Consider the following 14,831-nt stretch of genomic DNA (forward strand, 5'->3'; position numbering starts at 1 on the left):
CAGCGAGACGTGTAAGCGGCCGGATTTAACACTAGCGCAACTGTGATGAGTAATATAGTCTCAGACCGTTTGCCGGCATGATGCCCCCCGATGACGGAACACCAAAACCGCGTATGAAAAAAAGATTCCCAACACTGCTGGCCACATTGATATGGACGGCACTATATAGCCAGCAATCGCTGGCTGACCTCGCTGAGCAATGTATGCTCGGTGTACCTACCTATGACCAACCATTGGTCACAGGCGATCCGAATCAGCTACCGGTCCGCATTAATGCGGCTAAAACCGAAGCCAACTACCCGGATAACGCACTGTTCACTGGCAATGTTATTGTCCAGCAAGGTAATCGCACGTTAACCGCTAATCAGGTTGAGCTGACGCAAGTACAAAAAACCGGTGAAGCTATCCCGGTGCGTACGGTCACCGCCACTGGCGACGTGAATTATGACGATCCGCAAATCAAGCTAAAAGGCCCCAAAGGCTGGTCAAACCTGAATACCAAAGACACTGATATGGATAAAGGTAAATATCAGATGGTCGGTCGACAGGGGCGTGGTGATGCAGATTTGATGAAATTACGGGGTCAGAATCGCTACACCATTCTGGAAAATGGTACTTTTACCTCCTGTCTGCCGGGTGATAATAGCTGGAGCGTCGTGGGTTCCGAAGTCATACACGACCGTGAGGAAGAAGTAGCGGAAATCTGGAATGCCCGCTTTAAAATTGGCAAGGTGCCGGTGTTCTACAGCCCGTATATGCAATTGCCGATCGGTGATAAGCGTCGCTCAGGTTTCCTGATCCCTAATGCTAAATACACCAGTAACAACGGCATCGAGTTTATGCTGCCGTACTACTGGAATATTGCGCCAAACTTTGATGCAACCATTACCCCGCACTATATGGAGCGCCGTGGGTTGCAGTGGCAGAATGAGTTCCGCTACCTGCTGGCACCTGGTTCAGGCACCATGGCGTTAGACTGGCTGCCAAGTGATCGTTTATACCACGGGCAAGATGGCAAAGAGCAAGACCCTACCCGCTGGTTATACTACTGGGGCCATTCCGGTGTAATGGATAAAGTCTGGCGTTTCAACGTCAACTACACGCGTGTGAGTGATCCCAATTACTTCACCGATTTAACGTCGCAATATGGCTCGACCACTGATGGCTATGCCACGCAAATATTCAGCGCAGGCTATGCCGACCAGAACTGGAATGCCACCCTGGCCTCAAAACAGTTCCAGGTGTTTAGTGATGCCGGTAATAGCAATGCTTACCGTGCCCAGCCGCAGCTGGATATGAATTACTACAAAAATGACATTGGTCCATTTGACTTGCATGTCTACGGGCAGGCCGCCAAATTCACTAGCGTTAATCTGAATAATCCGGAAGCCAGTCGTTTCCACATTGAGCCATCGGTTAACCTGCCACTGTCCAACAGTTGGGGGAGTTTGAATACCGAAGCCAAATTACTGGCGACTCATTACCAGCAGGATACCCCGACTGGTTTTGCCAACTACTATTCCAGCGTGAATAAGGGTGAAACAGCCCCAGATCTAAAAGACTCAGTTAACCGGGTGATGCCGCAATTTAAAGTTGATGGCAAAGTGGTATTTGACCGACCAATGGATTGGAGTGAAGGATTCACCCAAACGCTAGAACCGCGCGTACAATATCTCTATGTTCCCTACCGGGATCAGGATGATATCTATATTTACGACACCACGTTGATGCAGTCGGACTACTCTGGCCTGTTCCGTGACCGTACCTATAGTGGCCTCGACCGCATTGCGTCGGCGAATCAGGTATCTACCGGTTTAACCACCCGCATATATGATGATGCACTGGTTGAACGATTTAATGCTTCTGTGGGTCAAATCTATTACTTCAGCCGTTCGCGTACCGGTAATAGCGAAACTATTGATAACAGTGATGATACCGGTAGCCTTGTTTGGGCTGGCGATACATTCTGGCGAATCAGTGATCAGTTTGGCCTGAAAGGTGGTGCGCAGTATGATACCCGTTTAGGGAATTTGACCCTGGGTAACGCGGTAATGGAGTATAGGAAAGACTCGGAGCGTATGATTCAATTGAATTATCGCTATGCTAGCCCAGAATATATTCAGGCCGCTGTCTCTAACGTGACCAGCCCAGGTTACCAACAGGGTATATCTCAGGTTGGTGCCACCGCCAGTTGGCCAATTGCCGACCGCTGGGCGTTGGTAGGATCGTATTACTACGATACTAAAGCTAATCAGCCCGCCAGCCAGCTCGTTGGCGTACAATACAACACCTGCTGTTGGGCAGTAAACTTGGGTTATGAGCGTAAAATCACCGGCTGGAACTCACAAACTGAAGCCAGTAAATATGATAACAGAGTCAGTTTTAACATCGAATTACGTGGTCTGAGTAGCGACCATAACCTGGGGACTGCACAAATGCTGCGCTCAGGTATTCTGCCTTATCAAAGTGCATTCTGATACTGTGTAACACACTGAATACAGTGAATTTTAACCCGCTAAAGCGGATTACATAAATGGAAAAGGTATGAAGAACTGGAGAACGCTTATTCTCGGATTGGTTGTCTGTGCCAATACCGCGTTCGCAGCACCACAAGAAGTTGATAAAGTTGCCGCAGTGGTCGATAACGGCGTTGTTCTGCAAAGTGATGTCGATGGTCTGTTGCAATCAGTAAAACTGAATGCACAGCAGGCCGGGCAGCAGGTTCCGGATGATGCAACCTTGCGCCATCAGATTCTTGAGCGCCTGATTATGGATAGTATCCAGTTGCAGATGGCCAAGAAAATGGGCATTACCGTCAGTGACGAAGCACTGGATAAAGCTATCGCGGATATTGCAGCACAAAACCGCATGACACCTGCCCAGATGCGCAGCCGCTTAGCGGCCGATGGCTTGAATTACGACACTTACCGTGAACAGATCCGTAAAGAGATGTTGACTTCAGAAGTGCGTAACAACGAAGTGCGCCGCCGGATAACTATCCTGCCGCAGGAAGTTGAATCATTGGCCAAACAGATTGGTAACCAGACCAGTGGTGATGCCGAGCTCAACCTCAGCCATATTCTGATCCCGCTGCCAGAGAATCCCTCTCAGCAGCAAGTTGATCAGGCAGAAGAGTTAGCGAACAAACTGGTGTCCGATATTAAAGGCGGCGCTGATTTTGGTAAATTGGCTATCGCCAACTCCGCTGACTCTCAAGCGCTGAAAGGCGGCCAGATGGGTTGGGGGAAATTGCAGGAGCTGCCTTCACTGTTTGCTGAAAAACTGCAATCTGCAAATAAAGGTGATGTGGTTGGCCCTATCCGTTCCGGTGTTGGGTTCCATATCCTGAAGGTGAATGATATCCGTGGTGCAGATAAAACGGTTTCGGTGACTGAAGTTCACGCACGCCACATCTTGCTCAAACCGTCACCGGTAATGACTGACGATCAGGCGCGCGCTAAGTTAGCGGCGGCGGCGGCTGACATTAAAAGCGGGAAAACGACCTTCGCCAATATTGCCAAAGAGATCTCTCAGGACCCAGGTTCTGCGGTGCAAGGGGGTGATCTCGGTTGGGCATCACCAGACATTTATGACCCTGCGTTCCGTGATGCTTTGATGAAGCTGCAAAAAGGCGAAATCAGCGCACCAGTTCACTCCTCTTTCGGCTGGCACTTAATTCAGGTTGTTGATACCCGCCAGGTCGACAAAACTGATGCTGCACAGAAAGATCGTGCCTACCGTATGCTCTTTAGCCGTAAATTCGCTGAAGAAGCACAAACCTGGATGCAAGAGCAGCGTGCTGCTGCTTACGTAAAAATTCTTGATGGTAGTAATGCACAACCACAATAAACGCATTGTCATTACCCCCGGCGAGCCTGCCGGGGTTGGGCCGGATTTAGTCGTCGCCCTAGCTCAACAGGATTGGCCTGTTGAGCTAGTGGTATGCGCTGATCCGGCCTTGCTACTGACACGTGCTGGCCAGCTAAATCTGCCTTTGCAGCTACGTGAGTATCAGCCAGATCAGCCTGCATCAGCACAGCAAGCAGGCTCCCTCACTATTTTCCCCGTGAAAACAGCGGCTGAGGTGACACCAGGCCAGCTTGATGTCAATAATAGCCACTATGTTGTGGAAACCTTGGCGAAAGCTTGTGATGGCGCGATAAGCGGCGAATTTGCCGCATTGGTGACAGGCCCAGTACAAAAAAGCATTATCAATGATGCCGGTATCCCTTTTATCGGGCATACCGAGTTCTTTGCTGATCGTAGCCACTGTCCACGGGTGGTGATGATGCTAGCAACAGAAGAGCTACGAGTTGCTCTGGCAACCACCCATCTGCCGTTGTTGGCAGTGCCGGGGGCCATCACTCAGGCTAGCTTGCATGAAGTGATCACCATTCTTGATGGTGACCTGAAAACCAAATTTGGCATTCAGCAGCCACAGATTTATGTCTGTGGGCTTAATCCTCATGCGGGTGAAGGTGGCCATATGGGCCATGAAGAGATCGATACCATTATTCCTGCGCTGAATGCATTACGTCAGCAGGGGATAAACCTTATCGGCCCTCTTCCCGCAGATACCCTATTCCAGCCCAAATATCTGCAACACGCCGATGCAGTACTCGCGATGTATCATGATCAGGGGCTACCGGTGCTGAAATATCAAGGATTTGGCCGCGCAGTCAATATCACTCTTGGTTTGCCTTTTATCCGCACCTCAGTGGATCACGGTACCGCTTTAGAACTCGCCGCAAGCGGATCTGCCGATGTCGGCAGCTTCATTACGGCATTAAACTTAGCCATTAAAATGATAAATAACAGCAATGAATAATAGAGTCCACCAAGGGCATTTTGCCCGCAAACGCTTTGGACAAAACTTTTTAAACGATCAGTTTGTCATCGACAGTATTGTCTCTGCTATCCACCCCGTTCCCGGTGAAGCGGTAGTTGAGATCGGCCCCGGTTTAGGTGCATTAACCGAGCCAGTCGCAGCACGAATGGATCGCATGACGGTTATTGAGCTGGATCGTGACTTAGCCGCTCGACTGGCTAGCCATCCTCAGTTAAAAGACAAACTCACCATCCATCAACAAGACGCGATGAAGGTCAATTTCGCTGAATTGGCGGAGCTTGCAGGGCAGCCATTGCGGGTGTTTGGTAACTTGCCATACAACATCTCCACCCCGCTGATGTTCCATCTTTTCAGCTATACTAATGCTATTCGTGACATGCATTTCATGTTACAAAAAGAGGTCGTTAACCGCTTGGTTGCCGGGCCTAACAGTAAAGCTTATGGCCGTTTGACCGTAATGGCGCAATACTATTGCAACGTTATCCCCGTGTTGGAAGTACCGCCAACTGCATTTACCCCGGCCCCGAAAGTTGATTCGGCTGTGGTGCGCTTGATTCCACATGTGAACATGCCAAACCCGGTGGGTGATGTGCGTATGCTTACCCGCATTACCACGCAAGCATTCAACCAACGCAGAAAAACAGTGCGTAACAGCTTAGGTGATCTATTCACTGCAGAGCAGTTAATCGAATTAGGTATTGACCCAATATTGCGGGCAGAGAACATTTCGGTAGCGCAGTACTGCAAGCTGGCGAACTGGCTTTCAGCCCAATCGACACCGCAAGAATAAGCAGGAGCAGATCATGATTGAACAGCCTCGCGTTTGTGTACAGGTGCAAAGTATCTATGTGGAAACCCAATCGATACCTGATGAAGAACGTTTCGTCTTTGCCTATACCGTGACAATTCGTAATTTAGGCCGTTCAAATGTGCAACTGATGGGCCGCTATTGGTTAATCACCAATAGTAATGGCCGGCAGACTGAAGTTCAGGGTGAAGGGGTTATCGGCGAACAGCCGCTGATCCTGCCAGGTAATGAGTTTCAATATACCAGCGGCGCTGTTTTAGAGACCCCGCTGGGTACCATGGAAGGGCACTATGAGATGGTTGACCACCTGGGTCAGGCTTTCCGTACTGCGATTCCGGTGTTCCGCTTAGCGATCCCTACCCTGATCCATTAATTCTGACCTCAACTATGTCTACTTATCTTATTGGCGATGTGCATGGCTGTCTTGATGAGTTGCTTGCGCTATTGGCGCAGGTAAACTTCGATCCGCAGCAGGATAGATTGTGGCTAACCGGTGATTTAGTCGCCCGTGGCCCAGCTTCACTTGATGTTTTACGCTATGTTCGCTCATTAGGCCCGGCGGTTCGTATGGTTCTGGGTAACCATGATCTGCATTTACTGGCCGTCTTTGCAGGCATCAGCCGCAATAAACCTAAAGATCGTATCACACCGCTGCTAGAAGCACCTGATGCTGACGAATTGATTAATTGGCTACGTCGCCAACCGGTTTTGCAGGTTGATGACGAGTTAAAATTAATCATGGCCCACGCGGGGATCACCCCACAATGGGATATAGAAACCGCCAAGATGTGCGCCCGTGAAGTCGAATCAGTATTAAGCAGTGACAGCTACCCGCTATTCCTTGATGCAATGTACGGAGATATGCCGAACAACTGGTCACCCGAATTGACCGGGCTGGGGCGCTTGCGCTTTAGCACCAATGCACTGACCCGTATGCGTTTCTGCTTCCCTAATGGGCAGTTGGATATGATTTGCAAAGATACGCCAGATAATGCCCCAGCCCCACTTAAACCTTGGTTCGAACTACCAAGGCTTGTCGATCCTGAATATTCGATTATTTTTGGTCACTGGGCATCACTGGAAGGTAAAGGTATTCCGGAAGGTATTTATGGGCTGGATACGGGCTGCTGCTGGGGTGGCGACTTAACCATGCTCCGTTGGGAGGATAAACGCTATTTCACTCAACATGCATTTAAAGTTGCAGCCGAAACCAGTGGCGTTGATGACTCTGCCGCTGCATCAGAAGATCCACCAAACTACTTATAAAGTGGTGAGGGAGTAAAGCGTCCGCGCCAGGAATGGCGCGGGTCAAGCCTCTGGGGATATTTTTTCAAAGGGCAGACGGCATCTTTACAATCTACCTGTTCTCTCCGCAAGCGGCGCTTTGTCAATAACCTCAAAGCCCATTTTAGCTTTTCTGCAAAATCTAAATAGGGGCAATAGCCTTTAGCGACGTTCCAGAATCTCGAAGCAATAGCTGTGAGAGTTGGCTTCGTCCGCATCATGAAACTCGCTGAATGTGCTTTCCCACTCATCTGGTTCATAGTCAGGGAAATGGGTATCACCACCAACTTCAGCATCAATATGGGTTAGATACATGCGATTGGCACGGTCTAAAAATTGGTTATAGACTCGCCCCCCCCCCATGACCATCACCTCTTGCGCATCACCAGCGAAAGAGAGCGCCTCATCAATAGAGGTTGCCCAGGTCACACGGTCATCAGTGCCCGGTTGACTACTGATAACAATATTCAAGCGCCCCGGTAGAGGGCGACCAATGGATTCGAAAGTTTTACGGCCCATAATAACCGGCTTATTGAGCGTGTTACGTTTGAACCACGCTAAATCCGCAGGTAAGTGCCATGGCATGGCGTTTTCCATACCGATAACGCGATCCGCTGCCAGTGCAGCGATCAGGCTGATAATCATTGTTAAACCCTGTATGTAGGCTACAAGAGCCAGTACCGAAAAATTGCTCACACTATACGTAAAGCCGAAACCAGCGTCGATAGCGATAAGCAGGCTAATCACACATATAAGACAGCTCTTAGCCCGATACCAAAACAGAGAACAAAAAAAGCCTTATACACCAGGACGTTTGCGATATAGCCATAATCCCGGCAAAGATAAACCAATCGACAACGCACCAACAATAAATGATGCCTTCAAGAAATTAGTCACCATAGTGGACATCAATGCCTCGGTGTAACCCATATGCGAAATCTCCACCACTGATATCATCGCGGTATAAGCAGAGATTCCGGGGAACATTGGGATCACAGCAGCAACAGTGAAAACTTTGGGGTGCGCCAGTAGCCAGCGCGACCAATTAATCCCGATCACCCCAATCATAATCGAGGCCAATAACGAAGCCAGTTCGATATTCATGCCAAAATGAACCATCAACATGCGCGAACCGTGACCTATTGCCCCCAGTAGTGCGCAATAGCGCAATGCACGCACCGGCACATTAAACACCATCGCAAAACCCAATGCCGGAATGGCGGCCAACACCATATCTTGCAGTAACGCCCAGAGTAAACTCACGACCACCCCCGCAATCCCCAAAGCGCCATAGCAAATATCACCCCAATACAGGTGGATAGAGTAAGCAAACTGGCCATCGCCCAACGTGCTAACCCAGTATTAACATGCCCTTTGAACATATCCGCGACAGCATTAATCAGCGGGAAACCGGGTACCAAGAGCAATACACTGGCGGCCATCGCCACACTGGATGCCTCATGGAAAAAGGGTAGCCGCATCAATAAGCCAGATGCCGATGTCGCGACAAATGCTGTGATGCAGAAATTGATCAGCGGATTCATATGGCGAGCCGTCAGGCTTTGACGCACAAACATCGCCAACCCACTGGCAATAAAGGCGATGGAAAATGCATCCCAACCGCCGCCATTGAGTTTACTAAAGCAGCCACAAGACAGTGCGACCATCACAACCACCAGCCAGCGCGGATAACGCAGCGGTTTGATATTCTCAAAACGCTTATCTACCCCCTTCGCATCCAGCAGATGATGCTCCACCAAAATGACAATATGCTGAACCTCAGTGACCACCTGCATATTGATACCGCGGTCAGCATTTTTACGGGTAGAGGTCAGGCAATTACCCTGACTGATGGTGGTCAAAACAACCGCATTGGCTGAGATGGAGCTTTCGACACTGTCCATTCCCAGTGCGATACCCAAACGGGCAGATAGCTGCTCAACCAGCATACTTTCTGCGCCATGTTGCAACAGTAGCAGAGCGCATTTGATGCACAATCGTGTAATCTCCCGCTGCTGCTGATGCGGCACTTCACTGCTTATTACATTCTCCAGGCTCATATTTGTGCATCACTATCCGTCAAAAGAGTAAAAACCCGTCAAAAGAGCAAAAGATGAGTGCTCAATATCATCACTACCGACAATCAAACCATCACAGATAACTAATAAGGATAATGCAAGGAGAGTCCAGTGGCGCTATTATCGCCAGAACGCACCACTCTGACTGGGTAATCCTTATGCTTGAAACTTCATTATTCGTCGCAACTATTGCTACCTTAGGGATGCTCTCCCCCGGCCCCGATTTTTTTCTGGTCATTAAAAACGCCGCCCGCTATCGCCGCCCTGCAGCCATGATGACCGCACTCGGCGTCATTTTGGGTGTAGCCACACATATGTCTTACTGCGTGGCGGGTCTGGCCGTGGTTATCACCACCACCCCCTGGCTATTCAATCTGCTGAAATATGCCGGTGCCTGCTATTTGATTTGGATTGGTATCCAAGCCCTGCTGTCGCGGGGAGAGAGCAAGCTCAGTATTGATAACGCAGCATACTCTCCCATCACGCTGAAAGCCGCATTCTTGCAGGGATACCTTTGCAACTTATTGAATCCCAAAGCAACACTGTTCTTCCTCGCCGTTTTCACTCAAATATTGCAGATAGACTCCGGCGTGGGTGAAAAACTATGGTACGCCTCAATCATCTGGGTACTGGCCGTGATCTGGTGGCCTCTGCTGGTGATTCTGATTCAAAGTGCGCCAGTGCGCCGTGGTTTGGCAAAAGCACAAAAAGTGGTCGATAAGCTACTGGGTGGGCTATTAATCGGTTTGGGTATCAAAGTCGCTTTAAGCTAGTTAAACCGGCTGTGAGCCACCGGGCTATAAGCTACTCCCCATAACCCGCATGAATATTGATCTTCACCAATGTTGTTTATGAACAATACTATCGTTTATGAATAATACTTTTGCGCATAAGAAACACTGTATCTGCAAGTAAAAAGCGCGATCTTATAAATAATAAGCATAAAAAAGGGCGATGTTTCCATCGCCCCCAGACTGCTGACAAACCTCGACGACTCGATCTCAGGTGGTGAGGACAGGCAGAAAAGTAAAGCGTCCGCGCCAGGGATGGCGCGGCTCGAGCCATCAGGGACGATTTTACGGCGTCTTTACGATCTGCCTGTTTTCACCGCTACGAGCACTTTGTCAATAACCTCAGGGCGATGTTTCCATCGCCCCCTTTCTGACAACCAAAATTAGCCTTTCATATTCTTAATCTTGGCGTGCATCTCTTGCACTGAAATCACTTGTTCGGTTGGGTCTGCATTTAAGGCCATTGCCGTTGCGAAGCCGCCATTCAAGGTGGTGTCGTAGTGCACCTTATATTGCAAAGCGCTGCGGCGGATCAGTTTGGAATCTTCAATCGCCTGACGCCCTGCCGTTGTATTCACGATATAGGTGTACTCGCCATTCTTAATACGGTCCTGAATGTGTGGACGGCCTTCATGCACCTTGTTGACCAAGCGCGGATTGATCCCTGCTTCGCCCAGCACCACCGCAGTACCGTGAGTCGCATCCAGTTCAAAGCCCTGTTTCAGCAGTTTCGCCGCCAGATCAACCACCCGATGCTTATCACCCTCACGAACCGATAACAGCGCCCGACCACTCTTTTTCATGCCTGATTGACTGCCCAGCATCGCTTTAGAGAAAGCTTCTGCGAAGGTACGGCCAACCCCCATGACTTCACCGGTAGAGCGCATTTCTGGCCCTAAAATCGGGTCAACACCAGGGAATTTATTAAACGGCAATACCACCTCTTTTACCGAGTAATAAGGCGGAATAATCTCTTCGGTAATACCTTGCTCAGCTAGTGACTGCCCCACCATCACGCGCGCGGCAATTTTTGCCAGTGGCATACCGGTCGCTTTAGAGACGAATGGTACGGTACGGGCCGCTCGTGGGTTAACTTCAATCAGGTAAACTTCATTGTTCTTGACCGCAAACTGCACGTTCATCAGGCCACGAACACACAACTCGAAGGCCAGTTTTTCTACTTGCTGGCGCATCACATCCTGAATCTCTTTGCTCAGGGTGTAGGCAGGCAATGAGCAGGCTGAGTCACCGGAGTGAACCCCAGCTTGCTCGATATGTTCCATAATGCCGCCGATGAGCACGCGCTCGCCGTCGCAAATGGCATCTACATCCACCTCAACCGCATCATCAAGGAAGCGGTCCAACAGCACCGGCGCATCGTTCGAGACACTCACCGCATTTTGGAAGTAACGGCGCAGGTCGACTTCGTCATACACGATCTCCATTGCGCGCCCACCCAAGACATAGGATGGGCGAACCACCAGCGGATAACCCAGACCGGTCGCTTTCTCTACGGCCTGTTCAATCGTGGCAACCGTGGCGTTCGCTGGCTGTTTCAGGCCCAGACGATTAACCGCCTGTTGGAAACGTTCACGGTCTTCAGCGCGGTCGATAGCATCCGGGCTAGTCCCAATCACTGGCACACCAGCCGCTTCCAATTCACGGGCCAATTTCAATGGCGTCTGGCCACCATACTGCACGATAACGCCCTGCGGCTTCTCGATACGCACGATTTCCAGCACATCTTCCAGCGTAACTGACTCGAAGTAGAGGCGATCAGAGGTGTCGTAGTCGGTTGATACTGTTTCTGGGTTACAGTTCACCATGATGGTTTCGTAACCATCTTCACGCAGCGCCAATGAGGCGTGCACGCAGCAATAGTCGAACTCAATCCCTTGGCCGATACGGTTCGGCCCGCCCCCCAGCACCATCACTTTCGGACGATCACTGGTTGGGTTGGATTCGCACTCTTCCTCGTAGGTCGAGTACATGTAGGCAGTATCGGTAGAGAACTCCGCCGCACAGGTGTCTACTCGCTTGTAGACCGGATGCAGACCATGCTTGTAGCGCAGTTTACGCACTTCGCTCTCCGCCGCGCCGACCAATTTCGCCAGACGAGCATCGGCAAAACCTTTGCGTTTCAACTGGCGCATAAACTCGGCATTCAGGCCATTAATGCCGCACTCCGCCACATTCTCTTCCAGGCGAACCAGCTCTTCAATCTGCACCAGGAACCAGCGATCAACGTTGGTCAGATTGAAAACGCCATCAACCGACATCCCAGCACGGAAGGCATCGGCGATGTACCAAATACGATCAGAACCCGCCTCTTTCAATTCACGACGAATTTTGGTCAGCGCTTCGGGGTCATCCAGACTCACTTTCGGATCAAAACCTGTTGCACCCACCTCCAAACCGCGCAGCGCTTTTTGCAGTGACTCCTGCAACGTGCGGCCAATAGCCATGACTTCACCGACAGATTTCATCTGCGTAGTCAGACGGTCATTAGCACCGGCAAACTTTTCGAAGTTAAAGCGAGGGATCTTGGTCACAACGTAGTCAATGGATGGCTCGAAGGAGGCAGGGGTACGACCGCCAGTGATGTCATTCATCAACTCATCCAGCGTATAACCCACCGCCAGTTTGGCGGCAATCTTGGCAATCGGGAAGCCCGTTGCTTTAGAGGCCAGCGCGGAGGAGCGGGAGACACGTGGATTCATTTCAATCACAATCAAACGGCCATTTTTCGGGTTAACCGAGAACTGCACGTTAGAACCACCGGTTTCTACGCCGATTTCACGCAGTACTGCCATCGAGGCATTACGCATGATTTGATACTCTTTATCGGTCAGTGTTTGGGCAGGGGCGACAGTGATGGAGTCACCGGTATGGATACCCATGGCATCGAAGTTTTCGATGGCGCAGACGATGATACAGTTGTCGTTTTTATCGCGAACAACTTCCATCTCATACTCTTTCCAGCCAATCAGTGACTCATCGATCAGCAACTCTTTAGTTGGCGACAAATCCAGGCCGCGCTCACAAATTTCTTCAAACTCTTCGCGGTTATAAGCAATACCGCCACCCGTGCCACCCATGGTAAAAGAGGGGCGGATGATGCAAGGGAAGCCCACATCTGCCGCGACGGCCAGCGCTTCTTCCATATTATGGGCAATACCTGAGCGGGCGGTATCCAGACCAATTTTCTTCATCGCGATATCAAAGCGACGGCGGTCTTCTGCTTTATCAATGGCATCGGCGGTGGCTCCAATCATGGTGACGCCAAATTCAGCCAGCACACCTTGGCGCTCCAGTTCCAGCGCACAGTTCAGTGCGGTTTGCCCCCCCATGGTTGGCAAAACGGCGTCTGGGCGCTCTTTTTCGATGATCTTACGCACCACTTCCCAGTGGATCGGCTCGATATAGGTCGCATCGGCCATCTCAGGGTCGGTCATGATGGTCGCGGGGTTTGAGTTCACCAGAATGACGCGGTAACCCTCTTCACGCAGCGCTTTACAAGCCTGAGCGCCGGAGTAGTCAAACTCACAAGCCTGGCCGATAACGATAGGGCCTGCGCCCAGAATCAGGATGCTTTTTATATCTGTACGTTTTGGCATGGTAATCGCTCCTGATTAATTATGGGTATGGCTAGCGGCGGTGGCGCGATAAGCTTCAATCAGCTCAATAAAGTGATCAAACAACGGGGCGGCATCATGTGGCCCTGGGCTGGCTTCTGGGTGACCCTGGAAGCTGAAGGCTGCTTTATCGGTGCGGTGAATCCCTTGCAGAGAACCATCAAATAGCGAAACGTGCGTCTTACGCAGGTTGGATGGCAATGTGCTTTCATCTACTGCGAAACCATGGTTCTGTGCAGTAATCATCACGCAATCTGCATCCAAATCTTTCACTGGATGGTTGCCACCGTGGTGACCAAACTTCATTTTTACCGTTTTTGCACCACTGGCCAGTGCCAATAATTGGTGACCTAAGCAGATACCAAACACCGGGATATCGGTTTCCAGGAAGCGCTTAATCGCCGCGATCGCATAGTCGCATGGCTCTGGGTCCCCTGGGCCGTTGGACAAGAAAATGCCATCTGGATTCAGCTTCAGAACCTCTGAAGCCGGGGTTTGCGCCGGAACCACCGTCAGGCGGCAACCGCGATCGACCAGCATACGCAGGATATTGCGTTTCACACCGTAATCGTAAGCCACGACGTGGAAGGGCAAATCTTCTGGCTGCTGCGCTGCAGGCAGATCATCTTCCAGTGTCCAACTGCCTTGCAGCCACTTATAGCTATCCTTGGTGGTCACTTCTTTCGCCAAATCCATCCCTTTCAAACCGGGGAAGGCTTTCGCTTTTTCCAACGCCAAAGCGGCATCAGATAAGTCACCCACAATAATGCAGCCGTTTTGCGCACCTTTCTCACGCAGCAACCGGGTCAGCTTGCGGGTATCGATATCAGCAATCGCCACAATGTTGTGACGTTTGAGATACTCAGCTAAGCCTTCTTCACTGCGGTAGTTGCTGGCGATCAATGGCAGGTCACGAATAACAAGACCTTGGGCGTGTACTGCGGAGGATTCTTCATCGGAGGCATTAGTGCCGACATTGCCGATATGAGGATAAGTAAGAGTAACGATCTGGCGGGAGTAGGAAGGATCAGTGAGGATTTCTTGATAACCGGTCATCGACGTATTGAAGACCACTTCCCCCACTGCCGTACCCTCTGCCCCGATGGCCCGACCGTGAAATTGGGTTCCGTCTTCGAGAACCAATAGCGCTGACTTAATCAAAACACCCTCCAAGGAATAAACAGTCACATTATTTGCATATTAATTCACATCTAGCGATCTAAATCAATGCAAAAACCGCCCTCAAAGCTAATTTTTGGCAAATTGGGCGCATTTTAATGATGAGTGATGCTCTTGTCTAGCCAAAATGCCACTTTTTCTCTATTTTTTGCCGTTCTTATCAAAAATAGTGGGTTATAGCGACAAAAACAGATGCTAACTTAACAT

12 protein-coding genes are annotated in these 14,831 nt (G+C 50.3%); 7 read left to right on the plus strand and 5 right to left on the minus strand.

Annotated elements, in window-relative coordinates; all coding sequences use genetic code 11:
• Nucleotides 1–113: 113 nt before the first annotated feature.
• From lptD to apaH, 6 genes are all read left to right on the plus strand, one after another.
• A complete protein-coding gene (gene lptD / locus FFE93_RS17830; RefSeq protein ID WP_049599806.1) occupies nucleotides 114–2,477 on the plus strand; it encodes an LPS assembly protein LptD in 2,364 nt (787 codons plus the stop codon).
• Between the two features lie 67 nt (nucleotides 2,478–2,544).
• On the plus strand, nucleotides 2,545–3,849 hold the full coding sequence (gene surA / locus FFE93_RS17835; RefSeq protein WP_005270592.1) for a peptidylprolyl isomerase SurA: 1,305 nt from the start codon (nucleotides 2,545–2,547) through the stop codon (nucleotides 3,847–3,849).
• The gene (gene pdxA, locus FFE93_RS17840) at nucleotides 3,833–4,828 is read left to right on the plus strand and encodes a 4-hydroxythreonine-4-phosphate dehydrogenase PdxA (RefSeq protein ID WP_032896315.1); all 996 of its coding nucleotides are present in this window, start codon (nucleotides 3,833–3,835) and stop codon (nucleotides 4,826–4,828) included. Before surA ends, pdxA begins: the two co-directional genes overlap by 17 nt.
• Complete coding sequence (gene rsmA / locus FFE93_RS17845; RefSeq protein ID WP_032814549.1) at nucleotides 4,821–5,639, plus strand: 16S rRNA (adenine(1518)-N(6)/adenine(1519)-N(6))-dimethyltransferase RsmA; 819 nt, start codon at nucleotides 4,821–4,823, stop codon at nucleotides 5,637–5,639. The genes pdxA and rsmA overlap by 8 nt, the downstream gene beginning before the upstream one ends.
• Before the next feature lie 13 nt (nucleotides 5,640–5,652).
• The gene (gene apaG / locus FFE93_RS17850; protein WP_005270600.1) at nucleotides 5,653–6,030 is read left to right on the plus strand and encodes a Co2+/Mg2+ efflux protein ApaG; all 378 of its coding nucleotides are present in this window, start codon (nucleotides 5,653–5,655) and stop codon (nucleotides 6,028–6,030) included.
• Nucleotides 6,031–6,044: 14 nt separating this feature from the next.
• The gene (gene apaH, locus FFE93_RS17855) at nucleotides 6,045–6,923 is read left to right on the plus strand and encodes a bis(5'-nucleosyl)-tetraphosphatase (symmetrical) ApaH (protein ID WP_057648260.1); all 879 of its coding nucleotides are present in this window, start codon (nucleotides 6,045–6,047) and stop codon (nucleotides 6,921–6,923) included.
• Nucleotides 6,924–7,103: 180 nt separating this feature from the next.
• On the opposite strand, the gene folA is transcribed toward apaH, so the two are convergent.
• The 3 genes from folA to FFE93_RS17870 form a co-directional block, all read right to left on the minus strand.
• A complete protein-coding gene (gene folA / locus FFE93_RS17860; RefSeq protein WP_005270605.1) occupies nucleotides 7,104–7,586 on the minus strand; it encodes a type 3 dihydrofolate reductase in 483 nt (160 codons plus the stop codon).
• 153 nt (nucleotides 7,587–7,739) lie between these two features.
• On the minus strand, nucleotides 7,740–8,204 hold the full coding sequence (locus FFE93_RS17865) for a threonine/serine exporter (RefSeq protein ID WP_032814552.1): 465 nt from the start codon (nucleotides 8,202–8,204) through the stop codon (nucleotides 7,740–7,742).
• Entirely contained in the window at nucleotides 8,201–9,001 is an 801-nt protein-coding gene (locus FFE93_RS17870; protein ID WP_005270607.1) for a threonine/serine exporter ThrE family protein, read from the minus strand. Before FFE93_RS17870 ends, FFE93_RS17865 begins: the two co-directional genes overlap by 4 nt.
• Nucleotides 9,002–9,177: 176 nt before the next feature.
• Between FFE93_RS17870 and FFE93_RS17875 the strand changes: the two genes are divergently transcribed.
• Complete coding sequence (locus FFE93_RS17875; RefSeq protein WP_005270610.1) at nucleotides 9,178–9,792, plus strand: LysE family transporter; 615 nt, start codon at nucleotides 9,178–9,180, stop codon at nucleotides 9,790–9,792.
• Between the two features lie 401 nt (nucleotides 9,793–10,193).
• Here the strand turns inward: FFE93_RS17875 and carB are convergent, their stop codons facing one another.
• Together carB and carA are read right to left on the minus strand one after the other, a co-directional pair.
• The gene (carB, locus tag FFE93_RS17880) at nucleotides 10,194–13,427 is read right to left on the minus strand and encodes a carbamoyl-phosphate synthase large subunit (protein ID WP_005270612.1); all 3,234 of its coding nucleotides are present in this window, start codon (nucleotides 13,425–13,427) and stop codon (nucleotides 10,194–10,196) included.
• 15 nt (nucleotides 13,428–13,442) lie between these two features.
• On the minus strand, nucleotides 13,443–14,606 hold the full coding sequence (carA, locus tag FFE93_RS17885; protein ID WP_049599825.1) for a glutamine-hydrolyzing carbamoyl-phosphate synthase small subunit: 1,164 nt from the start codon (nucleotides 14,604–14,606) through the stop codon (nucleotides 13,443–13,445).
• Nucleotides 14,607–14,831 lie beyond the last annotated feature (225 nt).

The sequence above is a fragment of the Yersinia sp. KBS0713 genome (assembly GCF_005937895.2).
Classification (GTDB): Bacteria; Pseudomonadota; Gammaproteobacteria; order Enterobacterales; family Enterobacteriaceae; genus Yersinia; species Yersinia bercovieri.